The following is a 23,908-nucleotide window of genomic DNA, read 5'->3' as shown; positions in this document are numbered from 1 at the left end:
CGCCTGCCATGCTGATGCTGCTGCTCCTCGTCGGTGCCCGGCTCTCACCTCGGGCTACGCATGATGACCGAGGAGTCGCTGTCCGGCCCCATGGTACGCGGGGGATGGGGCTTCTCAGGCCGTGCGACCGGCGCCTTCACGCTCAACCGGTCGGCCAGGACCTGCGCGTCCCGCCCGGTCCAGCCGAGGAGGGCCGAGCCACGGTTGCGCTGCCAGGGCAGCCCGAGGAAGTAAAGGCCGGGCCAGGTCGTGACACCCTCGCGATGCACGGGCGCGCCGCGCTCGTCCAGCACCGGTACCTCTAGCCACGGGTAGTCCGGGCGGAACCCGGTCGCCCATACGACCGCGTCCGGGCGGTGCCGGGTCCCGTCGGCGAGGACGACGTCCGGCCCGTCGGCGTCCACCGCGCGGTCGAGTCGGTTCACGCGCCGCATCAGCTGGTCCAGGTTGGTCCCGATGATGCTCTCGCGCGCCTTGAGACGGCGTCCGAGCCGGCTGTCGCCACCGATGCTCATCAGCCCGAGCCGGGTACACCACCAGAAGATGTCCAAGCCGAGCCAGCGCTGCGGCAGTACCGGGCCGAGCGTGGAGGCCGACAGCGAGACCCGCCGGCCATGATCGGCGAGTTCGTCGGCGATCTGCACGCCGGTGTTGCCGGCGCCGACGACCAGGACGTCGCCAGCGGGCAGTTGCGCGGGGTTGCGGTACCGGCTGCTGTGCACCTGTACGACATGCGGTGCCAGCTTCCGCGCGAAGTCCGGTACCCGTGGGGTGTGGAACGGGCCGGTCGCGACGACTACCTGCGCCCCGGTGAACGCGCCCGTCGAGGTCTTGACGGTGAACCCGCCCGCCGGGGCCGGCCGTACCGAGGTCACCCGGCAGTTCAGATGTACCGGGAGGTCGAGGTGCGCCGCGTACCCCTCCAGGTAGTCGGCGGCCTCGTCCTTGCCCGGGTAGCCGTCCGGATCCCCCGGAAACGCCCGGCCCGGCAGTGCGGAGTAGCGGCGCGGGGTGAACAGCCGCAGCGAGTCCCATCGCTGCCGCCAGGCGTCGCCCACCCGGGGGTGTGCGTCCACGATGGCGAAGCGAAGACCGGCGCGCCGCAGGTGGTAGCCGAGCGCGAGCCCGGCCTGCCCGCCGCCGATGACCACGGTGTCGAGTGGGCTGCTCATCGCTCGGCTCCTCCTTCCGACAGTAAGGACTCAGGCGGCCTGGTAGCCGGCTTCGGCGATGGCCGACCGGACGGCGGCTGGGTCGGCGGTGCCGGTCACCGTCACGGTCTTGGCCTCGATGTCGACGTCCACGCCCGTGACGCCGGCGACCTCGCCGGCCTCGCTGGAGATGGCGTTGGCGCAGTGGCCGCAGCTGATGCCGGGCACGGACAGTACGAGCTGGTTCATCAGATTTCTCCTTGCCGGTGATAGCGAGCCGCACCAGATCCGGCTCGCCGCGGATGACAGCAGCCTGCGCCGGCGTGCTGTCCGCCGCCTGTCCCCGGGATTTCGGCCTCGCTGTCCGTGCTGGCGCCGCCGACGATGTGCCGGACAGCGAACGGGCAGCGGTCCGACAGCCACGGTTGGGACTGTGTCGTCATCGCAGCCCGCGTCGGCGGGCTCGGAGAGTCCACGAGGAGTGACAGCGATGGCGACAGCGACGACGCTTTCCCGCACGCTGGAGGTCGGCGGTATGACCTGCGCGTCCTGTGTGGGACGGGTGGAGAAGGCGCTGAAGCGGGTCGAGGGTGTTGCGGTGGCCGAGGTGAACCTCGCGACCGAGGTAGCCACCGTCACCTACGACCCGGCCCGTACGACGGTCGAGGCACTGATCGATGCGGTGGGCAAGGCCGGGTACACCGCCACCCCGCGCCGCGAGCGGGACACCACGGGGGCGCAGCCGGCGGCGGGCTCGGCAGCCGACGGTGATGACCGGGACCGGGAACGGGACCGCGAACGGGAACGCGAACGGGAACGGGACCGCGAACGGGAACGCGAACGGGAACGGGACCGCGAGATCACCGACCTGAAGCGGAAATGGCAGATCACCCTGCCCGTCGGACTGTCGATGATGGTGCTGATGTACCTGCCGCTGCCCATCGACGCGATGGACTGGCTGATGCCGCTGCTGCTGGTCGTCGCCACGGTCGTGCAGTTCTGGGCGGGGCAGATCTTCTACCGCGCCGCCTGGGCGGCCGGCCGCCACGGCGCGGTCAACATGAACACGCTCGTCGCGCTGGGCACCACCGTCGCCTACGGGTACAGCGCGTTCGTCACGTTGTGGCCGGCCGTGGCCGAACGGTACGGGCTGCCCCTGCACGTGTACTTCGAGATCTCGGTCGTGGTCGTCGCGCTGGTGCTGATGGGCCGGTGGATGGAGGCCCGTGCCAAGCGGCAGACCGCCACGGCGATCAAGGCGCTGATCGGGCTGCAGCCCAAGACCGCGCGGGTGCTGCGCGGCGGTGACGAGGTCGAGATCCCGATCGAGAACGTCGCGGTCGGTGACCTCATCCGGGTACGCCCCGGCGAGAAGATCCCGGTCGACGGCATGGTCACCGAGGGGTCCTCGACGCTCGACGAGAGCATGCTCACCGGCGAGAGCCTGCCGGTGAGCAAGGGTGTCGGCGACGCGCTGATCGGCTCGACCCTCAACCGCACCGGGTCGGTCGTCATGCGGGCCACCGCGGTGGGCCGGGACACCACGCTCGCGCAGATCGTCCGGCTGGTGGAGGACGCGCAGGGCTCGAAGGCGCCGATGCAGCGCCTGGTCGACGCCGTCTCCGCCTGGTTCGTGCCCGCCGTCATCGTCATCGCGGCTCTCACGTTCGGGACCTGGGTCCTCTTCGGCCCAGACCAGGGGCGGATCGCGCTGGGCATCGGCACCGCCATCGCCGTCCTGATCATCGCGTGCCCCTGCGCGCTCGGCCTCGCCACGCCCACCGCGATCATGGTCGGTACCGGCAAAGCCGCCGAGCTGGGCATCCTGATCTCCGGCGGCGAGGCGCTCGAGCAGGCCCGCCGGATCACCACCGTCGTGCTCGACAAGACCGGCACCATCACCCGCGGCCGGCCCAGCGTCACCCACGTCAAGGCCGTCGCCGGCACCGACGCGGACGAGTTCCTCGCGTACGCGGCCGCCGCCGAGACCGGCTCCGAGCACCCCCTCGGCGAGGCCATCGTGGCGCAGGCCCGCGACCGTCGCCTCGTCCTGCCGGCGGTGCAGTCCTTTGAAGCCGTACCCGGCCACGGGGTGGAGGCGCGCGTCGCCGGCCGCGCCGTCGGGATCGGCAACTCCGCGCTGATGCGCCGCCACGGCGTCGACATCACCGGTATGACGGCCGCCGCCGACGCGGTGGCGGCCGAGGGGGCGACCCCGATGTACGTCGCCCTCGACGGGCGGCTCGCCGGCGTCATCGGCGTGGCCGACACCGTCAAGCCCGAGTCCCGCGACGCGGTAGACCAGCTCAAGGCCCTCGGCCTCGAGGTGTGGATGCTCACCGGCGACAACCAGGTCACCGCCGAGGTGGTGGCCCGCCAGGTCGGCATCGACCGCGTGATCGCCGAGGTGCGGCCCGAGGAGAAGGCCGCCCGCATCGCCGAACTGCAGGCGAGCGGCGCCGTCGTCGCCATGGTCGGTGACGGCATCAACGACGCCCCGGCGCTGGCGACGGCCGACCTCGGCATCGCCATCGGCACCGGAACCGACGTCGCCATCGCCGCCTCGGATATCACCCTCGTCGGCGGTGACCTGCGCGGCATCGTCTCGGCGATCGCGCTGTCCCGCCGTACCGTGCGGACGATCAAGCAGGGCCTGGTGTGGGCGTTCGCGTACAACGTGCTGCTGATCCCGGTCGCCGCCGGTGTGCTGTATCCGTTCAACGGGGTCCTGCTCGACCCGTCCCTGGCGGCCGCGGCCATGGCGATGAGCTCGGTCAGCGTCGTCACCAACGCCCTGCGCCTGCGGGGTTTCCGGCGCCCCGACACGGCTGCGATGCTGAGGCCGCGACTGACCACCCGGCTCGCCGACTACGCGTACCTGACCGGCATCGCCGTCCTCGCGGTGGCCGTCGGCGCGGGACTGACCGCGCTGAGCCGTACCGAGGCCGCGCAGCGGGGCATGAACGGGGTCCTCGCCTGGGCGCAGGGCACCGGCATGCCGATGCGCCCGTCCATGACGGTCATGATGACCACAGACAGCAAGCCTCGGCCCGCTCACGACGCCGATGTGAAGGTCGCGGTCCAGGTCCCCAGTGACGTCGCCCCCGGCAAGCCGACGACCGTCCGCATCCGGGTCACCGACGCGAAGACCGGCCGGGCGATCGAGGACATCGGCAAGAGCCACGAGGCGTGGATGCACTTCATCGCCACCCGCGACGACCTGGCCACCTTCGCGCACGTCCACCCGCAGCCCGCCGGCCGGCCGGGAGAGTTCACCGTCGGGCTGACGTTCCCGACCGAGGGCCGGTACGTCATCCACACCGAGTTCCGACAGCGCGGCGCGATGAGCGACCTCGTCGAGCGCCACGCGATCGTGGTGGGGGACCCCGGGCAGGCCATCCACGACAAGCCCGCGCTGTCGGAGCGGGAGCAGGTCGTCGACGGGGTCCGGGTCACCCTCACCGGCGACGCGAAGGTCGGCACGAGCGGCTTCACGTACCGCTTTGCCGACGCCGCGACCGGCAAGCCGGTCGACAACCTGCGGCCGTACCTCGCTGCCGCCGGGCACGTGGTGGTCATGCCGCTCGACGCCAGCGGCTTCGCCCACGAGCACGCCGAGGTCGAAGACGACCGGGGCCGCCCGGTGTTCGCCCTGCCGGGCCAGACCTTCGGGCCGGAACTCGGACTGCACGCCGACTTCCCCCGACCCGGCCTGTACCGCCTGTGGGGACAGTTCCGCACCGCCGACGGACGCGTCATCACCACCACCTTCACCGTCAAGGCCGGCGACGACGCCGAGCACTGAAATCTCCGCCACCGCTAAGGAACCAATGCCATGCAGATCGCCATCCTGCTCTTCGACCGGTTCACCGCGCTCGACGCGATCGGACCCAATGAGGTGCTCACCCGCCTGCCCGGCGCCGAAACCGTCTTCGTCGGCGAGCGCGTCGGCCCGGTGCGTACCGACCTCGGCAGCCTCGCCCTGCCCGCCCAGGCCACCCTCGACGAAGTCACCCGACCGGACATCGTCGTCGTGCCCGGCGGACCCGGCCAGCAGGCGCACATGGCCGACGGCCCGATCCACGAATGGCTGCGCGCCGTCGACACGACCACCACCTGGACCACCTCGGTGTGCACCGGCTCGCTCATCCTGGCCGCGGCCGGGCTGCTGACCGGCCGGCGCGCCGCCTCCCACTGGCTCGCCCTCGACCAACTGCCGACGCTGGGCGCGATGCCCACCGGCGATCGGGTGGTGTTCGACGGCAAGTACGTCACCGCCGCCGGGGTCTCCTCCGGCGTCGACATGGCGCTCGCCCTCACCGGGCGGATCGCCGGCGACGCGATGGCGCAGACGATCCAGCTCGGCATCGAGTACGACCCGCAGCCGCCCTACGACGCCGGCTCTCCGGACAAGGCTCCCCGCGACATCGTCGCCGCGCTCCGGGCCAACCCCGATCTGGTGCTGTCCTGACCTCACCCCCGGTACTCCAGAAAGGAACCCGAAATGCCCGTCACCACCCACCTCGTCAACGGCATGACCAGCCCCGACTGCGCCGACCACGTCCGTACCGAGCTGGAACGCTTACCGGGCGTGAGTAACGTCCGGGTCGACCCCGCCACCGGCAGGGTCACCGTCACCAGCAGCGCCCCCCTCGACGCCGGCGTGGTGCACGCCGCGGTGCAGCGGGCCGGTTTCGTCCTCGGTGAACCGGCCCGCTCCCGGAGCGACTCGTGGTGGCCGTTCGTGCGGCACTACCTGGAGATGGTGGTGTCGATGGTCATCGGGATGGTCGTGTTCGGCGCCGCCGTCAACGTGGCCCTGTCGTTGCTCGGCGTTCCGGACCTGTTCGACGGCACCGAGGTGAGCTCGCTGGTGATGGCCACCAACATGACGCTCGGGATGTCGCTGTGGATGCGCTACCGCAAGCACGGCTGGGCGAGCATCGCCGAGATGGGCGCTGCGATGTACGTGCCGTTCCTGGTGCTGTTCGTCCCGTACTGGGCGGGCCTGCTGTCCGGCCACGGGGTCATGATGTGGGGCCACGTGCTGATGCTCCCGTTGATGGCCGTCGCGATGCTGTGGCGCCGCGACGAGTACGCCGGCCACCACCACGGACACGCGCACGGGTCACACATGCGGCCGGAGTCGGCAAGAGAGACGGTCTGAGCCATGGAGTACTGGTTAGGGTAGCTGCAGGAGTCGCCGACGACGATGCTTCATGTGGCACTTGCTGTAGTGGTGGTCCTCGACGCGGTTCCGCTGGTCGGGGTGGTGATCCCGACCGATGCGGCGATACTGACGGCGATGGGCGTCGGTACGCCGTTCGCAGCGGCGGGTTCGTTCGTGTGGGTGATCGGCCAGGTCACCGCCGCATGGCCGGAGTCGACGCCGGTGGGCCCCTCGCCCCGCGGCCTGCGCCGCACGGACCTGGTCGGCCACCAACGCGTGCATCCGCGCACTGCCCTCACGCAGCTCGCGGTAACCGCCCGCTTGACGGCCGCATAGGCGAGCAACCCGAGCGCCACACGGCCGTCGACGCGCCGCGGCTCGTCGAGCGGCAGCATCCAAACGAGGAGCGACCGAAGTAGAACCTTGGGGTACGGACGCGCCGAGAATCTCCGGACGGCGGTAGTCAGAGCTTTGGCGCTGTGGGCTGATCACGTCCAGGGCGAACGCCATCACCGCGTCCTTGGTGCGGCAGTAGTCCACGGTCGGCGCCTGGGGCCCGGTGTGGATGCTCGGGACGCGGGCGCGCTTCAAGGCCTACCCGCACCTGCTCAGCGACTCCGGCCTCCGGGTCAGGTGCAGCATCAGCGCCGACCCCACCGTCCCGTGGGATGCCATCACCACGGGCGGAGCGCGTGAGCGCAGCCGCGAGAAGTTGCGTACGCTCCGGTGAACCGAGGCGAGGACAGCATCGTCCGGATCGTCGTCGCCGCGAGCCGGACCAATGCGGACATCACGCTTCGGCGACCGCTCGTCGTGCCCCTGCAGGGACAGTGGCCCGTCAGGGCGCTGCGGCTGTTCGCCGACGACTCTCGCGATCTGGTCAGCCGGGTGTGTGAGCACCTCACGACCTCGGAAGAATGCAAGCGATGACGGGCTGTGCGGCCGGATCCGGTCGGACAGCCCGTCAGGAGCCCCTCGAGCACCGCGTTACGCGTCGCGGCGCTTGAGCAGGATGCCCGCGGCGATGATCGTGGCTGCGGCGTAGGCGCAGAAGACCCCGAAACCGGTCCACGGTGCCGGGTCGCCGGGTGCCTGCTGTACGGCCATGACCGCCTGCCCGGCGTTGGACGGCAGGTACGGCACGACGTGCTTGGCCCAGCTCGAAGGTAGTACCTCAGCGAGGGTCGGCAGGATCAGCAGCAGTCCGAACAGGGTGGCGATGGCGCCCGCGGTGTTGCGGATGATGAAGCCGAGCCCGACCCCGAGCAGCCCCACAACGGTCAGGTACAGCCCAGCGCCGATGACGGCGCGGGCGACGCCGGTCGCTGCGAGGGTCGTGCCGTGCGTACCCAGGATCGCCTGTCCGCCGAGGAACGCCGTGAACGAGGCCGCGGTCATCAGGACCGCCGAGACGACGCTGAACACGCCGGCCTTGGCCCACAGCACCGGTAGCCGGGTGGGTACCGCTGACAGGGTGGCGCGGATCATGCCGGTGGAGTATTCGCCGGTGACCAGCAGGACGCCGAGCACGCCGATGGCGAGCTGGGCGAGGAACACCCCTCGCAGGCTTGCCCCGGTCGGGTCGAACTGGACCGGATGCTGCGGGTCGGGCTGAGCCACCTGACTGGCCATGAACGCCGACAGCAACAGTCCCGCTCCGACCGTCATCACGATCGCCGCGAGCAGGGTGTACACGGTCGACCGCAGTGACCGAAGCTTGATCCACTCAGAGGCCAGGACCCGGCCCTGCGTGACCCGGCGGCGCTCCGTGGCCTTGTCGTGCTCGGCCGATGGGTGCAGCGCGGTGACGGTTGCGGCGCTCATTCGGCACTCCTTTCCGCGCCGGCCAGCTCTCCAGCCGTGACGCCGTGGTACTCGACCGAGCCGCGGGTCAAATCCATGAACGCTTCCTCCAGGGACGCGTGTACCGGCGTCAGCTCATGCAGGGTCATGCCGTGCCGGGCGGCGATCTCTCCGATGGCCTCGCTGCCGAGGCCGCGTACCTCGAGAGCTCCGGCTGCAGCGTCGGCGAACGTCACGTCCGGTCCGGCGACCAGGTCGCGCAGCTGGGCCGCCTGGGGGGACCGGACACGGGTGGTCTGCCGGGAAGAGTTGTGGATGAAGTCGGCCACCGACACGTCGGCGATCAGCCGACCGCGCCCAACGATGATCAGCTGTTCGGCCGTCAGGGCCATCTCGCTCATCAGGTGCGACGACACGAAGACCGTGCGCCCCTCGGCGGCCAGCGCCTTGAGCAGGTTGCGGATCCACAGGATGCCCTCGGGGTCCAGGCCGTTGACGGGTTCGTCGAGGACCAGCGTGGTTGGATCGCCGAGCAGCGCCAGCGCAAGCCCGAGGCGCTGGCCCATACCGAGTGAGAATCCGCCGACCCGCCTGCGCGCCACCTCGCGCAGCCCTACGATATCGATCACTTCATTGACCCGGCGCCGGGAGATGCCGGTGGTGGCGGCCAGGGCGAGCAGATGGTGGTACGCCGACCGGCCGGTGTGGACCGCCTTCGCCTCCAGCAGCGTGCCGACCTCGTGCAGCGGCGCGGCGTGCTCCGTGTAACGGCGACCATTGACGGTTGCTGCGCCAGCGGTAGGAGCGTCCAGACCGAGGATCATCCGCATCGTGGTCGACTTGCCCGCCCCGTTGGGGCCGAGGAAACCGGTCACGATCCCGGGCCTGACTGTGAAACTCAAGTCGTCAACGGCAAGCTTGTCGCCGTAGCGCTTGGTCAACCCGCGCGCTTCGATCATGGTGAAATCCCCTGGTTGGTGGGTGTATCGGGGGCCCGCCGTAGCGGGCTGTCGATGACAAACTCCCAGCCGTGGCTGTCGGCCCGCTGCCCGTTCGCTGTCTGAGCTGTCCCAGGCCTTTCCGCACGCCCGTGAGATCCTGAGAGGTTCGGCCGCGACGCGCGGGCAGGCGCGCAGCGGCCAGGGCGGCGGCGAGGCTTGTGAAAGTGAGGAATGAATGAGCAACGGCGAATCTGAGCAAGATCATGTGGAGTGGCTCTTCTATCCGGAGTCGGACGACGAGCCGCAGATCCCGATGCCGTGGAGCTTCGGTCCCCTGGGTGACATCGTCTGGCTGACCTTGCCGTCCTGCCGTGCAGACCTCGTGGAAACGGCCTACACGCACCTCCGTACGTCTCTGCCGGCGCTGCAGCCTCTCGACCAGATCACCGAATTTACCCTGCTGGTCATGATCGTCCAGCCATGGACGCAGAAGGTGCTGCTCGATCCCGATTTGACCTGGGAGCGCGAACAACTGGTCAGGTTCCTACAGACGGTGATCAAGCACCTGTCGCAGTTCGAGTACGCGATCAATATGTACTACCTCGACGGGTTGCAGGATCCGCCGTACCCGGCGGCGCTGCGGGAACTGAGTCCAGAGCTATACCGGGCATTCTTTAACGGGGCTGAATGAGCCCAGGGTCGGGACGTACAAATAACGCTGGTCGACCGATCAAGGGAGAGACGCCAGATGACGACCGAGAACACCTCGGCGCATGAACCGGCCGTGGAGGGGGACTGTCTGATGAAGGGTGTAACTGGCCTGATCGGTGCCGTTGCATTATCTGATCGGGAGAGGCGGTACGCCCGGGTCGGGTCGGCGTCGGATGACCCGGGCGAGGTCGTTGAACGCCGATGCGATTCGGAGCTTGGGCTGAGTGTCGAGCCCGAGTTCGTAGTGTCCGCGGCGGAGGTTCTGGATGAATGCGTATCCGGTGATGATCACTTGTGCGGTCTGGTCGGTCCGGAGCCCGCGCATCGGTCGTAACCGGTGCTTGAGCTGACTGTGGTCGGCCTCGATCGGATTGTTGGCGTGCTGCTCGACGTGGTGCTATGCCGAGGGGATCAGGTCGTCGCGCACGCCGGGGCGGCGTCGGTGCCGACGTCGCTGGGCGTCACCTTCAGCGCCCGCAGCGCCCGCTGGAAGAAACCGGCGGGCCGCCGCGGCATCACGGCGGACCGAGACGAGCACGTCAATGACCTGCCCGTGCTCGAATCGAGGCGAACCCGCTTAATTCAGAAGATCCCTTTCCCATACCGGCTCACCGGCCTGGCTGCGGGTGCGGGTCGTTGAGCACATCAGCCGCCGGTGGCGTACATGACGGACGGCACGAGGCTGTGTCCAAAAACACATTGACGTCTGTGTACGCAGGTCGCGCTGATTCGATCTCTCTCGGTAGCTCCTCGCGCACTTACGGTCCATGGAACGGCATAGATGCAGAACGATTCCTTCGGTAGCCTCACCTCTCGATGGCAGCCGTCGCCGAGCGGCATGAAGACGGCTTTGAGAGCACCGGAAACGGTTGCTGAACAGGGGGAGTCAGCCGGATGGATTCGTCAAGCAAAATCCGTTGTCTGAGAAGCCTGAGACGCCTGGGGGCCGCCGCACTGGCTGCGGCCGTCGCAACAATCGCCTTACTCACCGCTCCCGCGGGCGCTCCCGCCGGGGCGAACCCCTCGCCGGCTCGGATCAGCGGCTCCGATCTGAGCACCAGCAGTGCGCCTGCCCCGGTGCGGCTGCCGGGCGATAAAGCGGTGCGCAACTACACGCCCACACAGTTGAAGTCGTTCGAGCGCACCGGCGGAGACCCCGAGGTGCTGGCGTACTGGACGCCGGAACGGATGAAGGCAGCCAAGCCGCTGGATGCCCCCGGAGATGCGGAATGGGTCGAGAACAAGGCCCGCGCCGTGGCCAGCAAGACGGCCGCCGTCGCGGCGAAGCCGGTGGCCGCCCAGATCTCGCAGAGCGTGACCAACGCCCCGCCGCCGGTGACGAACTTCTCGATCACCAATGGCAAGTTGTTCATCGGTGGCTACGAAAGTGGCTCGTGGTGCTCGGCGTCAGCGATCAACACCTCGTCCAAGCGGGTGCTGATCACCGCCGGTCACTGTGTCCATGACGGACAGGGCGGCACCTGGCTGCAGAACCTCGTCTTCGTGCCGGGATACAACGCCTTCAACACCGACCACGACCCGGTCGGCCGCTTCCAGGCGTACTGGCTGCGGACCTTCAACGAGTGGATCAACAACAGCAACCTCAACCGGGACGTCGGCTTCGTGACCACCTACTCCGGCGGCGACTGGAACACGACAGTCGTCAACACCATCGGCGGGCACGGCCTGGTCTACAACGGTGGCACCGAGTTCGACACGTCGATCTTCGGATATCCGAGCAACCGTGACGGCGGCAACGTCATGTGGGCTTGCTGGGGCACTGCCACCGACAACAGCATCTTGGACAACAAATCCAAAATCACCTGCAACTTCGGAGGTGGCTCCTCGGGCGGACCGTGGACCTGGAACTACGACAACGCCAGCGGACTCGGCTCGGTCCGCTCGGTCATGTCCACGGTGAACAGCGAAGGCGTCAACAAGGGGCCATACTTCGACCAGGCTGTCGTCGACGCGATGAACGCCGCCAACGCTGACTGGTAAGTTGAACCGATGCGGCCACCACTTCCACTGGCTGCCTGGCTGCTGGCTGTGGTGGCCGCACTGAGCGCCTGCGGCTCCGCAGCCGAGCCCGGCAGCGACACGTCAGGCGTCCGAGCGCCGACCGGACCGACACGGCCGGAAGCGTTGCCGACCCGGAGCGACCTAATCGACGCGCAGGTTGTTCAGTGGCGCGATTGGCGCAGTGTCGACGATCGAACCCTCGAGGTCACCGTGACGGCCGGACCCGCCGACTGTTACGGCGCCGTGCCGGAAGTGACAGAGAGTGAAACGGCGGTGCGCCTCCGGATCCGCGTCGGACTGCTACCCGAGGCGGCCGGCAAGGAGTGCCCAGCAATCGCCAAGGAGTCGGTGGTCCCGGTGCGACTCACCTCCGCCCTGGGCAACCGCAAGGTCGAACCTCTGAGCTGACGCCAGCTCGGCAGGCGGCCAGCCGTCGCCTGCCGAGCTGTACCACACGTCACGCAGCTCGATCGGCTCGATGTGCTCAGTCCCGTGCAGGGGGAGATCGTCGAGCCGATGCTGCCGTTGCCCAAGTGGATGGGCCGGCCGTTCAAGCAAGACCGCCGGGACATCGTGAACGCGATCTTGTATGTGGTCCGATCCAGCTGTGCCTGGCGGTACCTGCCGGCCGACTTCCCGCTGTGGCAGACCGTCTACGGGCACTTCAAGCAGTTCAACGAGCGCGGCACCACCGAGCGGATCCTTGATGAGCTGCGGGAGCAGGGCACGGTCACCGGCACCCCCTGACAAGGACCGGGTGCCGCCTCATCGCACCCGGCAGGTTACCGAACCATTACACACCGCTCAGGCCCAGAGCGCGCCGTTGTTGAGCCGCTCGTGCCACCGGTCGAGCCTTAGGTTCTGCTCCTCGCTGGTGATCTCGACGTAGCCGTCGTGGTCGCCGATCCACCAGGCGCCGTCGTGGTGGACGAACATGTGGTGTCGGTCTCGCGGGGAGAGGCGGCTGGCCCGCTGTTGCTCTTCGTGATGGCGCATCTCGTCGTGGCTCATGGTCCGCGGCGGGCGGGGTGGGATGCCCGCAGCATCGCCGCACGCGGTGTCCGGGCTGGGCATCCGTCAACCTGCCGAACGCGGCGTGACGTCGTGCTCATCACCACGAGCCGTCACGATCCGCAAGCTCGGCCCTTCAGGGCCGAGAAGCACTGACGGCTCCTTCCACCGCTCGGCTGCGGTGCTCAGCCGGCGGCGATCGGAACTTTATCCGCCCGCGGCGACGACGGGACGCCAGCGGGTGTGGGCTGCCGGGCATGACGCTCCAGCCAGATTGCCGACAGCCCTAACTGGTGCTGAGCGCGACGGCCACGTCGTCGCCGCCGCAGGTGACCGCCCCCATGATCCGGTCGACGGGGAAGGTGTCACCGTGGTGAGACATCAGGCGACGTCCTCGTGCAATGATCCGCGTGTGCTGACCCGCCGCGATCTCAACCGTGCCCTGCTCGTGCGGCAGCTGCTGCTGGAGCGCTCGCCGCTGGGCCCGCTGGAGGCGATCGAGCATCTCACGGGCCTGCCCGCCCAGGCGCCGAACCCGCCCTACCTCGGGCTGTGGACGCGACTGCGGCGGTTCCAGATCGAGGACCTGTCGGCACTGCTCACCTCCCGTGCGGTTGTCCGCACCGCGCTGATGCGGGCCACGCCGCATCTGGTCAGCGCCCGCGACGCCACGGACCTCCGGCCACTTCTGCAGGCCGTGCAGGACCGCCACCTGGGCCCGTCGGGGCGCGAGCGGCTGCGCGGAGCCGATCCCGGCCGGGTCGCCGCCGCGGGACGGGCCCTCGTCGAGGAGCGGCCGCGCACCATCAAGGAGCTCGGCGCGGAGCTCAGCGCATGCTGGCCCGACGCCGAGCCCGCTGCGCTCGGCGCGGCGGTGCGCGCGGGCGTGCCGCTGGTGCAGGTGCCGCCGCACGGGCTGTGGGGCGCAGTCGGGCAGCCCGCGTACACCAGCGCCGAGCACTGGCTGGGCGCTGGTGTACGCGGCGGCCCGGGGACGACGCTGGACGACCTGGTGCTGCGGTATCTGGCGGCGTTCGGCCCCGCGACGGTGCAGGACGTTCAGGCCTGGTCGGGGCTCAGCGGGCTGCGCGAGGTGACCGACCGGCTCGGCGACCGGCTGGTCGCCTACCGCGACGAGGACGGCGCCGAGCTGCTCGACCTGCCCGACGCCCCGCTGCCGCACCCGGACACCCCGGCGCCGGTGCGCTACGTCGCTGACTTCGACGCGATCGTGGTCTCCCACGACGACGCCAGACGGATCATGGACGACCGGGACCGCCGCGACGTGTTCGGCGTGCCCGGCGTCATCCCCGGGACGGTGTTGGTCGACGGGTTCGTCCGGGCCATCTGGAAGATCATCCGGCGGAAGGGCGCGGCTACGCTGGTCGTGCGGCCGCTGTTCCAGATCCCCACCCGCGACGTACACGACCTGACCGAGGAGGGCGAGCGGCTGCTCGCGTTCGCCGCGCCCGACGCCGTACACCGCGACGTGCGGTTCAATTCCCGCCGGTGAGCCGTGCTCGGGGCAGGCGCAGGAGCGGCAGCGGCCGGTGAGTCCTGACGATCCAGGCCTCGTACCCGTTGAGCGCCAGCAGGATGACGACCAGCAGCGCGGCCGTGACCAGCGCCGGGACCACGACGGCGATCGCCGCGACCGCGCAGCAGGCGGGTCGCGATGGTTAGGCGCACGTCGTTCTCTCGGTGACGGTAGGTCCCGATGGTGGTAACCGTCTACTCCGATCCTCGTTCGACCAAGGCAGAACCCACCGGCGTCGAGTACTACCGCACGGACGATTTCAAGGACAAGGTTCCGCGGGGTCACCAGCTTCGGAAGAACACTGAGGACGCCTTCGACGCGGTTGACGACTCTGAGCGGGACACCGAACGCCACATCACGAAGGCGCAGGACACCGGTGTCCGGGAGGACCCGGTGGCGAGCTGGGGCATCGCCGGTGGTATTGGTCTCGCCGTGGCCTTCGGCGGCTGGGCGCTCCTCGGTGGTGGAGCAGCCGGTGCGGTGGTTCAGACCCAGACCCAGGCGGACTTCGCACTCGCCCGCTGACAGGCGGCGGGATAGACGGGAGTGGGCATGACTGGTAGGCGACGTGAGGATTGCACGGTGATGGTGACGGTGCCGGTGAGTCCGGACCGCGAGCGTGCGGTCCGGGCGATGCGGCGCTGGTTCGAGCTGTGCCCGCCACGGCTGCACGGCGCGTTCGGCGCCGCCGTGCGCGCGATGCCGAAGGCCGACCTCGATCCGCCCGTGTCCCCGCCCGGCACGGTGCACAATATGCTGGGTACCGCCGTGTTCGATGACTTTCACCGTGAGCCTAGCGAGTGGACGGAGACCTACTCGCCGGAGTCGTGGGACGAACTGCTGCGTCGCCTCGGTGATCTTCCGGACACGGCATCCTTCGAGGCGCAGACCAGGGACGAGCAGGGACGGTTGAACCAACCGAGTTTCCTCGTGAGTGCGGTCAGCGACGAGGGCTACGTTGATCTCGTCAGCACCATCGACGACGCGGTGGCCAATGATCCCGGCGGTGAGCGGGCGCTCCTCGCGACTGTCAGGGAGGTGGCGGACCTGGCCGCCCCGGTGGCGGTCGCCGTCGCCGTACGAGGTTTGCTGACGGATACGCCGCTGGAGGCGGCGCTCAGCCGTTCCTCGGCTGACTACCGCAAGCGGCCCGGCGAGGTGCTGCGCAACTACGGTTGGCTGACCGTGCTCAGCGACGAGATGGCCGAGCGCGTCGGCGGTGCGGATCGCCTCCGCGCGTCCGGCGCGTTCGTCGAGGTGGAGCCGCTCGCCGCGGGTGGCTGGTGGCTACTGGCGACGAAGACCTGGGACGAGTACGGCCCGGAGCAGGCGAACCGCCTCTTCGAGCTCCTCGCGCCGGTGCTGCCGGCGGGTCGGCCGGAGATGACGCAGTGGCGGTTTCCGGCGGTCGGGGAGCCGCCGGTCCAGGTCACCCTCCCGAACGTGGTGGCCGAACGTGACCCACGGGAGATCACCGGCTGAGGCCATGTTTTCTGGCAACTTTTCCTAGCACGTCCAGGGCTTCGTGACACGTCCGTGGGCCGTACATCGAGCCGGCCGCACCACATATGTGCCGCCTCGGATCTGCGGGCGCAGCCGGGTCGTTGTAGGTGGTGCGCGGGAGGCGGTGGTGGACGATGCAGCGGCAGTCGCGAACCCTGCGCCGCAGCGGTGTGTGCATCACGGGTACCTCCCGAGGATAAATGCACGTTCGCCTCGGTCGCTGCCGGCGGTGTCCAGCTCCAAGGCGTACGGGATGGCAAGAGTGGGGTTGGACCCTCAACGATTCGGTGGCGGCGTGGTGAAGGTGCCGCACAGTCCGAGGAGCACTTGGTCCTGGATCTGGCGGGTTACCTCGGCGGCGAGCAGATAAGGCAGCAGCACGCGCTTGCGCCAGGCGGCCAGTCTCGGCCTTCCACCGCTCAACGGCGACGGCGGGCAGGCCCCACCGACTGTCGAAGGTCGCTGGGAATGTAGATGTGGCCTAACGTTGGCGGGCCGTTGCCAGCATGACGTTCAGGTCGGCGTCTGTCCGCACCAACTGTGTGCCGCGGGGGTAGCCGGTTCGTATGGGTTGGGGCAGCGGCCCTTAGACCGCTGCCCCCTACGCGTTGGGTGCGGTTAGACCTTCAGCAGGTTGAAGGTGGTGTCACTTTCAGCTCGCCGGCGTTGCCGGTGATCACTCGGTTGGCGCGGGCGGCGGCGGTTTTGGCGGGCTGGTAGTGGTCGAGGTACTCGGTGATGGCCTGGTAGCCGGCCCACCGGCTACCGGTGATGGCCTTCTGGGTGTCGGCCTTGCGGATCAAATACTTGAGGGTGCCAAGCCGCTGCTTGGCGTTCTTCTGGGTCTGCTCGGAGGCGTTGTCCTTGACCGGCCACACCTGCCCGACGATGTTCTCGAACTCGCGCATGGTCATCTCGGTCTGGAGCATCCGCTCGGCAGCCTTCTCGAAGGTCTCCAGATACGTCCACATTAGGCCCAGCGCTTCGCGGGATTGGCTGATCTGGGAGTTGACGTTGGAGGTGTGCCGGAACGTGTAGTGCCCGACGGAGTGGGCGAAGGCGGCGCGCTGGGTGTTGGCGCACACCACTCGGATCGGGCTGGCATCGACTCGCAGGGCGGCGGTGCCGTCGTGGGAGTCGTGGCGATGAGGTAGAGGTCTAGGCGGTCCACTCCGGCGATTTCCATCGCCGTGGGTAGCTTCATCGTGACGAACACGCTCTTGCCGCGGCGGAGGCTGCCGGCGGTCTCGAAGTGGGCGCCGCCGACCTGGTCGACGAGGCGGTCGAGCATCTCGGCGCACTGCTCGTTCTGGACCACGGTGTAGTCGGTGCCGACGATGCCCAGGTACTCGGTTTCGCCGGTGACGGGGTTGCGGCGTACGGTCATCCGTTTGTCGTCGGCGGGGATCTGCACCTCGGCGCCGTTGACGGTGTCGATGCCGACGGTGGTGATTGTCAGCCGATCGGGATGGCACCGAAGACGCACAGGCCACGTTGGGGATCGTGTCGATCATCGTCCAAACTGAACCCCACGGTGCAGCATCGGCTGCGGTGGTTATCGGGATGCCAGTTGTAGTTCTTCCCGGACGACGATCATGGATTCATGGTCGCAATCGCCCCGGAGTTGTACTCGATGTACATGATCGAGGCCGAGTCCTTGACCTGCGCAGACGAGGTCGACCGGCAGGGCCTCCGCAAAGTCGTGGCGTGTGTCCGGCTTGGGTTGGTTGGTGTAGACGCTCGCCTAAGAGAAAAGCGGGGGTGGCCTGCGTCATCTCCTTCTCAGCGGCCTACCCCGTCGTAGGCGACGCTGTCGGGTCGTCGGATCAGCGTTGGGGGAATGAGCGGACGGGTGCGGGTACGGCGATACCCACCTTGTCGCCCGGGTGAGGTACGCGATCGCCGGGGACGCGCGCCACCAGACGGGTGGTCTGGCCGACCAGTTCCAGGCGGACCATAGCGTCGGCGCCTTGGTAGGTCACCGACGAGACCGAGGCGGTGGTGTCGGACGGCTCGCCAAGGACGAGTTGCTCGGGTCGGACCATCACGAGTACGTCGCCGGTGGCCGGTTCGGCCAGGTCGAGCCGGCCCAGACAGCAGGAGACGGTCCGGCCGACGGCCTGCCCGCTGAGGAGCATCGCGTCGCCGAGGAACCGGCCGACCTCGGGCGTGGCCGGTGCGCCGTACACGCCGGCCGGGCTGTCGATCTGGGCGAACCGACCGTCGAACATGACGGCCACCTGGTCGGCGAACGACAGCGCCTCGGCCTGGTCGTGTGTCACGAGCACGGTGGTTGCGCCCCGCGCGGCGAGAGCGGCGCGGGTGGCCTCGCGGGTCGCGGCGCGCAGCGCGGTGTCGAGCGACGAGAACGGCTCGTCGAGCAGGACCACGGATGGTTCGCGGGCCAGGGCCCGGGCGAGTGCAACCCGCTGCTGCTGCCCGCCGGACAGCTCGTCCGGTCGGCGGCGGGCCAGGCTCGGGGACAGGCCGACGAGCTCGAGCAACGGCTCGACCTGGGCCGCCCGGCGCCGTTCGGCCCGCGGCAGCCCGAAGGTGATGTTGCCGGCGACGTCGAGGTGCGGGAACAGTGCGCCGTCCTGTCGGACGTAGCCGATGCCGCGCCGCTCGGGAGCCACCAACGTTGGTCCGTCGGTGAGCACCTGGCCGCGTACTTCGATTCGCCCGTGGTCGGGCCGGATGAACCCGGCGATCGCCCGCAGCAGCGTGGTCTTGCCGCTGCCGGAGGGACCGAGTACCGCGGTAATGCCGCCCGCGCGCACCTGCAGATCGACTTGATCCAGTACCGGCGGGCCGCCATAGCCGACGGTGAGCCCGGTGACGGAGATGCCCGCGGCGCTCATCGCTGGTCCAGGATCTGCCGGCGCAGCAGGATGGTGAGCGGGGCGGACAGGGCGATCATCGCCGCAGCGTACGGGGCGCTCGCCACGTAATCCAACTCGTCGCTGGCCGACCAGAACGCGGTGGCCAGCGTCTCGGTGCCGGTCGGGGCGAGGAGCAGGGTCGCGGTGAGTTCGGTCGACGTCGCGAGGAAGACCAGGACGAATCCGGTCAGCGCTGATGGCAGGACCAGCGGAAGGACCACCCGGATGAGGGTGCCGAGACCGGACAGCCCCAGCGAACGCGATGCCTCGAGGAGTTCGGGCGGAGCCGCGGCCAGGCCGGACCGCCAGGCGACCATGGCGCGGGGCATGAAGAGCACCGTGTAGGCCAGCACCGCGAGTGCGGCGGTCTGGTAGACCGGACGGGCCCACTGCACCGCCAGCGTCACCAGCGCCAGCCCGATCACCACCCCGGGAAGCGCGCTCGCAACGTAGGTCACCCGCTCCAGCGCGGTCGCCAGGCGAGACGGGTACCGATACAGCAGCCACGCAGCGGGCAGCGCGGCGACCGACGCCGCCAGGCCCGCCAGCACCGCAAGGCCGACGGTCGAACCCGCCGCCGCGAGCAGCGGGCCAACGACCACCGCGCCGGACGTCATCGCCAGCACCAGCCACCGCAGCACCAGCACCAGCGGAACCACGAGCGCCACGCCGACCAGCGCGACGAGTGCAGCGGACGCCGGGATCGTCCACGCGCCCAGACGGTACGCGACCGGACGCTGCCGGGCGCCGGCGCCCATCCGGGCGATCCGGGCGCGGCCGCGCAGCGGCACCTCGAGGGCCAGCAGACCAACGCAGAGCACCACCAGTACCGCGGCCAACAGACTGCCAGCGGCGTTGCTGAACCCGACCGCGAACTGTTGCAGGATCGCCGTGGTGAAGGTGGGAAACCGCATCATCTGCAGGACGCCGAACTCGGCCAGCAGGTGCAGGGCCACCAGCAACGCGCCACCGGTGATGGCTGGACGCAACTGCGGCATCGCCACCCGCAGTACCGCTCCCAGACCGGATGAGCCGAGCGACCGTGCGGCGTCCAGGTGCCCCTGGTCGAGCGCCCGCAGCAAAGCCGCGGCCGGCAGGAAGACGAACGGATAGTAGGCCAGGGCGGTGATGAACACCGCGCCACCCAGCCCCTGCACCGCGGGCAGCACCGACGTCCAGGCGTAGCTGCTGACGAACGCTGGGATGGCGAGCGGTGCCAGGAGCAGCGTGCGCCACGCGCCGGCGCCCGGCAGCGTCGTTCGCTCCACCAGCCAGGCCGCACCACATCCCAGCAGCAGGGTGATCGGAACGGTCAGCAGGACCAAGAGCATCGTGTTGCCGAGCAGTTCGGCCGTCCTCGGCCGCAGCAGCAGCCTCGATGCCTCGTCGCCACTGGCAGAAGCCTGACCGACTACGACCAGGACCGGCAGGACCATCACGGCCGCGACCAGGACCGCGGCCGCCACGACAATCCACGGCATCCGGGTGGACCGACGGGCGCGTGCGACTGGCCGGGGTGTTACCGGTTCGTCGTACGCGGCGGCGGGCGACTCGCGAAGGTCAGATGATGCCGGCATCGGTCATCAGCTCATTCACCCTGTCGGAGTTCAGCGTGAAGGGGTCGACCGGCGGCGCCTGCAGGCTGTTCAACGGCGGCAGCGTGGGCGCCGAGGCGACACCGCTCCCCACGGCGTACTCCATCGACTGGGAGTCGACCAGCACTTGCTGCCCGGCCTTGCTGGTGATGAAGGTCAGGAACTTGTGGGCCTCGGTCGGCTTCTTCGTCCGGGCCAGCACAGCACCTCCGGACAGCGACACGAACGCGCCGGGGTCCTGGTTGCGGAAGTAGTGCAGAGCCGTGTTGGCGCTGCCTTCCTTGGGGCCGGCCTGGTCTCGGTACCAGTAGTAGTGGTAGATCACGCCGCACTCGATCTCACCGGCGTTGACCGACTTCATCGTGGCGATGTTGTTCTGCAGCACCCGGGCGTTGGACTTTAGACCGTCCAGCCAGTCAGTGGTCTTCTGCTCGCCCTGCCCGGCGAGCATGCCCGCGACGATGGCCTGGAAGTCCGCACCACCGGGGGCACACCCCCAGCGGTCCTTCCACTGCGGCCCGGCGAGATCCATCAGCGACTTCGGCAGGTCGGCCTTGTCGAGTTTGGCGGTGTTGTAGACCAGCACCGTGGACCGGGCGGCGATCGAGGTCCACGCCTTCGACGACGGAGTCAGATTGGCCGGCACCTGCCGCCGGGTCGCCTCGTCCAACGGGGCGAGCAACTTGTTCCGCTCGACCAGCGTCATCGCCGGACTGTTCTCGGTGAGGAACACGTCGGCGGGCGACGCGGAGCCCTCAGCCACGATCTGATGACCCATCGAGGCGTCGGAGCCCTTGCGGATCTGCACCTTGATGCCGGTCGCCGCGGTGAACGCCTCGGCCCACGCTTTGGTGAGGTTCTCGTGCTGCGCGGAGTAGACCTGCAGCGAACCGGGGTCGGCGACGTACCCGTCCTCGGATTTCGACCCGCACCCCACCAGGCCCACTGCCCCGAGGGCCCCCAGGCCGGTCAGGAACGTGCGTCGACGCATGTGATGTCCTCTTTCACGAGTTGCTTCGCCGCCACGCGACGACTGATGACTGCGACCGCCGGCAGAGGCGACAGCCGACGGCGCAGGACGTAGTTGCCGACCGCACAGAACCCCAAGCCGCCGACAATCGCGGCCGCGAACTTGATGATCGGAGAGCCGAAGAACGCGAACACCTGGAACTGCACGAGGTAGATGTGCAGCGAGGCGGCCGCCAGTGCGCCAAGCGGACGGACGAGCAGCCGCGGTACCGGTAGCGCGGGAACGAGCGCCAGCAAAGTGAGCCCGACCATGATCGCCAGGTTCCGGGCGGCGTCTCCAGGGAAGAAACCAACGGCGGCGCCTACCGCGACCGCTGTCGTGACCAGCCGGCGCCTGCGGCTGTCGGCCGCCGCCATCGCGACTCCCGCCACGAACAGCCACGCCACCGTGCCCGGCAGACCACGCAGCGGACCGTCGTACAACGCCAGCACCAGATAGCGAGGCACCAGCAGCACCCCCAAGGCGACCATCGCGGTACGCCAGGCGTCGGCGGCGTATGCGGCCCGCAGCCACGGAACAGCCAGCACTGCGACTGTGCCGACCATGATCACCAGATAGGCCTCGACGAACCAGAAGTTGTTGCCGACCTGGGGTCGGGCGAGCCAATGCACCAGCGCAACGTTCGACCAGTGGACCGTTCCGAACCCGCACAGCATCACCGCCGCGACGGTCACCGCCGGGACGACGACCCCGACCGCGACCCGGGCGGTCCGCCGGACGCGCTCCGCTGTCGTCGGCGAGGCGAGTACATACCTGGCGAACAGGAAGCCGGCGACCGCGAGCAGGATGTGCGCTCCGCCGGCCAGCCGGAACAACCCGACATGACTGCCACAGATCGTCACCACGGCCACGCCCCGCAGGACGACGGTCGTCTCGACCCGCCGCACCAGCGGACGCCGCCACCGGGAACTTGGCAGCCGGTCGGCGAGCGCGACCAGGTCGCGCACCGGGCGGTGGTGCCAGTCGGACGGCAGATCACCGAGCAACCGCGTCAGGCCGACGGACGCCACGACGTGGCTGAAGGAGTCGCCGCCGAGCTCGACGAACGACCGATCGGGGTCGATGCCACCGCGGCCGATAAGCGGCTCCAGTACGGCGATCACCGCGGCGGCGGTCTCTGCCTTCTGGCCGGAGGTCTCCGTGACGTGCAGGGCGGCGCTGCCCCGGCGGTCGAGCTTGCCGTTGGGCAGCAGCGGGAGGTCATCGACCGCGCGGACCGAGATCACCGACCGGCTGAGACCGGAGACCTGCGCGGCCTGGCCGCGAACCTGGTCGGGAGATTGCTCGCAGCGCCGGTAGGTGACCTGAAGCTGGTCGTCGCGGCCGGTGACGCACGACTGCAGTCCCTGGCCGCGCAGGGAGCGCTCGACCTGGCCGAGGTCGATCCGGATTCCCATGATCTTCACGAAATCGGACCGCCGTCCGACAATCCGGACCAGTCCGTCCGCGTCGATCCGCGCCAGGTCGCCGGTCCGAAGCTCCGTGTGCATCCGACCCAAGGCCAGGTCATCAGCCTGCTCGGCGTACCCGAGCATGACGCCTGGACCCGTGAACACAAGCTCGCCAACGGGGCCACCGGATGCACCCACCGCTTCGTCGATGCCGGCCGGATCGAGCCGGAACGCCGACCCGGCGATCGGCCATCCCACCGCATCGGGGTATCGCTCCGACAGTTCGGGTGGCAGCACGGCCATCCGCGCGGTGGCCTCAGTCTGGCCGTACATCACCGCCAATTCCCAGCCGGCCGCGCGGCCCCGAGCCGCGAGCTCTCGCACCCGCGCGGGCGGCAACGCGCCGCCAGCCTGGGCGAGCAACCGGAGCGAAGGCACATGATCCAGCACACCTTGGACGTCCAGCAGATCCACCACGTGCGGAGTGGCGGCAACCACGGTCACCCGGTCGCGGCGCAGATCATCGGCGAAGCCGGGGTCGGTCACCGCCCCGGGCCGCAGCACCGTGGTGGCACCGGCCCGGAGTTGAGCATGCAGCACCGACAGCCCGAAGCAGTAATGCAGCGGCAGCGAGGTGACCGCACGGTCGGCCGGCGTGATCGAAAGCGCGGCCGCGATCGCCTCCGCGTTGCTGAGCACGTTGCTGTGGCTGAGCCGAACCAGCTTGGGTGAGCCGGTGCTGCCCGACGTACTGAGCAGCAGCGCCAGATCCGGATGCAGGAGATGCCGCGGTTCATCGGTGTCACCGTTCGGCGTCGCGGTCGCGAAGGTGCCATCCGGCTCTAGCCACAGGTCGGGCTCGTAGACCGCGGTGATCGACCGATGCTCCGGCGGGGTGACCAGTGCCACGTGCCCGGCCGACAGCACCGCCAGGTAGCCGAGCACCACGTCGCGATGCGGGGCCAGCGGCACGTGCACGAGCCGCCGACCAGTCTGCGCTGACGGCAGGCTGGCCGCGAGCGCGGCCACCCGATCGGCCAGCTCCCCGTAGCTGAGCTGGCCAGTCGAGTCGATCAGGGCAGGCTGATGCGCGTCGGCCGTGTCAGACACCGGCACGGCGCGCACCCGCGGGGGATGCAGCAGGAACACGGTTGGTGAGGC

23 protein-coding genes and 2 pseudogenes are annotated in these 23,908 nt (G+C 69.4%); 13 read left to right on the top strand and 12 right to left on the bottom strand.

What is annotated here, in order from left to right:
- Window positions 1-44: 44 nt before the first annotated feature.
- Window positions 45-1,172, bottom strand: a complete 1,128-nt coding sequence (locus AB0J06_RS03350; protein ID WP_357424101.1) for an NAD(P)/FAD-dependent oxidoreductase — start codon at window positions 1,170-1,172, stop codon at window positions 45-47.
- 30 nt (window positions 1,173-1,202) lie between these two features.
- Window positions 1,203-1,400: a heavy-metal-associated domain-containing protein gene (locus AB0J06_RS03345; RefSeq protein WP_357424099.1), complete on the bottom strand. Its 198-nt coding sequence runs from the start codon at window positions 1,398-1,400 to the stop codon at window positions 1,203-1,205.
- Window positions 1,401-1,641: 241 nt separating this feature from the next.
- Between AB0J06_RS03345 and AB0J06_RS03340 the strand changes: the two genes are divergently transcribed.
- From AB0J06_RS03340 to AB0J06_RS03320, 5 genes and pseudogenes are all read left to right on the top strand, one after another.
- Entirely contained in the window at window positions 1,642-4,956 is a 3,315-nt protein-coding gene (locus AB0J06_RS03340; protein ID WP_357424097.1) for a heavy metal translocating P-type ATPase, read from the top strand.
- A gap of 30 nt (window positions 4,957-4,986) precedes the next feature.
- A complete protein-coding gene (locus AB0J06_RS03335) occupies window positions 4,987-5,622 on the top strand; it encodes a DJ-1/PfpI family protein (protein WP_357424094.1) in 636 nt (211 codons plus the stop codon).
- A gap of 33 nt (window positions 5,623-5,655) precedes the next feature.
- Window positions 5,656-5,847, top strand: a pseudogene (locus AB0J06_RS03330) (heavy metal-associated domain-containing protein); the annotation flags it as partial.
- Window positions 5,848-6,372: 525 nt separating this feature from the next.
- Window positions 6,373-6,657, top strand: coding sequence for a hypothetical protein (locus AB0J06_RS03325; protein ID WP_357424092.1), 285 nt, complete (start codon window positions 6,373-6,375; stop codon window positions 6,655-6,657).
- A 390-nt stretch (window positions 6,658-7,047) separates the two neighbouring features.
- Window positions 7,048-7,251: a hypothetical protein gene (locus tag AB0J06_RS03320; RefSeq protein ID WP_357424090.1), complete on the top strand. Its 204-nt coding sequence runs from the start codon at window positions 7,048-7,050 to the stop codon at window positions 7,249-7,251.
- A 57-nt stretch (window positions 7,252-7,308) separates the two neighbouring features.
- Here AB0J06_RS03320 and AB0J06_RS03315 read toward each other — a convergent pair whose 3' ends face one another.
- Together AB0J06_RS03315 and AB0J06_RS03310 are read right to left on the bottom strand one after the other, a co-directional pair.
- Complete coding sequence (locus tag AB0J06_RS03315) at window positions 7,309-8,145, bottom strand: ABC transporter permease (RefSeq protein ID WP_357424088.1); 837 nt, start codon at window positions 8,143-8,145, stop codon at window positions 7,309-7,311.
- Window positions 8,142-9,083, bottom strand: coding sequence for an ATP-binding cassette domain-containing protein (locus AB0J06_RS03310; protein WP_357424086.1), 942 nt, complete (start codon window positions 9,081-9,083; stop codon window positions 8,142-8,144). Before AB0J06_RS03310 ends, AB0J06_RS03315 begins: the two co-directional genes overlap by 4 nt.
- Before the next feature lie 217 nt (window positions 9,084-9,300).
- Here AB0J06_RS03310 and AB0J06_RS03305 point away from each other — a divergent pair, with 217 nt between their 5' ends.
- The gene (locus AB0J06_RS03305; protein WP_357424084.1) at window positions 9,301-9,756 is read left to right on the top strand and encodes a hypothetical protein; all 456 of its coding nucleotides are present in this window, start codon (window positions 9,301-9,303) and stop codon (window positions 9,754-9,756) included.
- Between the two features lie 147 nt (window positions 9,757-9,903).
- Here AB0J06_RS03305 and AB0J06_RS03300 read toward each other — a convergent pair whose 3' ends face one another.
- Window positions 9,904-10,143 carry a DDE-type integrase/transposase/recombinase gene (locus tag AB0J06_RS03300; protein WP_357424368.1) on the bottom strand — a complete coding sequence of 80 codons (240 nt, stop codon included), beginning with the start codon at window positions 10,141-10,143 and terminating at the stop codon, window positions 9,904-9,906.
- On the opposite strand from AB0J06_RS03300, the gene AB0J06_RS03295 reads away from it, so the two are divergent.
- The 4 genes from AB0J06_RS03295 to AB0J06_RS03280 all read left to right on the top strand — a co-directional run bounded on the left by AB0J06_RS03295 (window position 10,114) and on the right by AB0J06_RS03280 (window position 12,545).
- Window positions 10,114-10,416, top strand: a complete 303-nt coding sequence (locus tag AB0J06_RS03295; protein ID WP_357424082.1) for a hypothetical protein — start codon at window positions 10,114-10,116, stop codon at window positions 10,414-10,416. The genes AB0J06_RS03300 and AB0J06_RS03295 overlap by 30 nt on opposite strands.
- 437 nt (window positions 10,417-10,853) lie before the next feature.
- The gene (locus tag AB0J06_RS03290) at window positions 10,854-11,777 is read left to right on the top strand and encodes a hypothetical protein (protein ID WP_357424080.1); all 924 of its coding nucleotides are present in this window, start codon (window positions 10,854-10,856) and stop codon (window positions 11,775-11,777) included.
- Window positions 11,778-12,050: 273 nt separating this feature from the next.
- A complete protein-coding gene (locus AB0J06_RS03285) occupies window positions 12,051-12,206 on the top strand; it encodes a hypothetical protein (RefSeq protein ID WP_244200224.1) in 156 nt (51 codons plus the stop codon).
- 96 nt (window positions 12,207-12,302) lie between these two features.
- A complete protein-coding gene (locus AB0J06_RS03280) occupies window positions 12,303-12,545 on the top strand; it encodes a transposase (RefSeq protein WP_357424366.1) in 243 nt (80 codons plus the stop codon).
- Window positions 12,546-12,602: 57 nt separating this feature from the next.
- On the opposite strand, the gene AB0J06_RS03275 is transcribed toward AB0J06_RS03280, so the two are convergent.
- Window positions 12,603-12,872, bottom strand: coding sequence for a hypothetical protein (locus AB0J06_RS03275; RefSeq protein WP_357424078.1), 270 nt, complete (start codon window positions 12,870-12,872; stop codon window positions 12,603-12,605).
- A gap of 349 nt (window positions 12,873-13,221) precedes the next feature.
- Between AB0J06_RS03275 and AB0J06_RS03270 the strand changes: the two genes are divergently transcribed.
- Window positions 13,222-14,322 carry a winged helix DNA-binding domain-containing protein gene (locus tag AB0J06_RS03270; protein ID WP_357424076.1) on the top strand — a complete coding sequence of 367 codons (1,101 nt, stop codon included), beginning with the start codon at window positions 13,222-13,224 and terminating at the stop codon, window positions 14,320-14,322.
- Here the strand turns inward: AB0J06_RS03270 and AB0J06_RS03265 are convergent.
- Window positions 14,306-14,446, bottom strand: coding sequence for a hypothetical protein (locus AB0J06_RS03265; RefSeq protein ID WP_357424074.1), 141 nt, complete (start codon window positions 14,444-14,446; stop codon window positions 14,306-14,308). The two genes, AB0J06_RS03270 and AB0J06_RS03265, sit on opposite strands and share 17 nt — an antisense overlap.
- Before the next feature lie 80 nt (window positions 14,447-14,526).
- Between AB0J06_RS03265 and AB0J06_RS03260 the strand changes: the two genes are divergently transcribed.
- Complete coding sequence (locus tag AB0J06_RS03260) at window positions 14,527-14,871, top strand: hypothetical protein (RefSeq protein ID WP_357424072.1); 345 nt, start codon at window positions 14,527-14,529, stop codon at window positions 14,869-14,871.
- Between the two features lie 57 nt (window positions 14,872-14,928).
- Complete coding sequence (locus AB0J06_RS03255; RefSeq protein ID WP_357424070.1) at window positions 14,929-15,828, top strand: hypothetical protein; 900 nt, start codon at window positions 14,929-14,931, stop codon at window positions 15,826-15,828.
- A 639-nt stretch (window positions 15,829-16,467) separates the two neighbouring features.
- Here AB0J06_RS03255 and AB0J06_RS03250 read toward each other — a convergent pair.
- The 5 genes and pseudogenes from AB0J06_RS03250 to AB0J06_RS03230 all read right to left on the bottom strand — a co-directional run.
- Window positions 16,468-17,245: pseudogene (locus AB0J06_RS03250) on the bottom strand (DUF932 domain-containing protein); the annotation flags it as partial.
- Between the two features lie 430 nt (window positions 17,246-17,675).
- Entirely contained in the window at window positions 17,676-18,710 is a 1,035-nt protein-coding gene (locus tag AB0J06_RS03245; RefSeq protein ID WP_357424068.1) for an ABC transporter ATP-binding protein, read from the bottom strand.
- The gene (locus AB0J06_RS03240) at window positions 18,707-20,212 is read right to left on the bottom strand and encodes an iron ABC transporter permease (protein WP_357424066.1); all 1,506 of its coding nucleotides are present in this window, start codon (window positions 20,210-20,212) and stop codon (window positions 18,707-18,709) included. The genes AB0J06_RS03245 and AB0J06_RS03240 overlap by 4 nt, the downstream gene beginning before the upstream one ends.
- A gap of 79 nt (window positions 20,213-20,291) precedes the next feature.
- On the bottom strand, window positions 20,292-21,317 hold the full coding sequence (locus AB0J06_RS03235) for an iron ABC transporter substrate-binding protein (protein ID WP_357424064.1): 1,026 nt from the start codon (window positions 21,315-21,317) through the stop codon (window positions 20,292-20,294).
- Window positions 21,296-23,896: an AMP-binding protein gene (locus AB0J06_RS03230; RefSeq protein ID WP_357424062.1), complete on the bottom strand. Its 2,601-nt coding sequence runs from the start codon at window positions 23,894-23,896 to the stop codon at window positions 21,296-21,298. Before AB0J06_RS03230 ends, AB0J06_RS03235 begins: the two co-directional genes overlap by 22 nt.
- Window positions 23,897-23,908 lie beyond the last annotated feature (12 nt).

Source organism: Micromonospora sp. NPDC049679 (genome assembly GCF_040659735.1).
Taxonomy (GTDB): domain Bacteria; phylum Actinomycetota; class Actinomycetes; order Mycobacteriales; family Micromonosporaceae; genus Micromonospora_I.
Note: the sequence above shows the minus strand (reverse complement) of the source record. Positions and strands in the feature narration are given on the sequence as shown.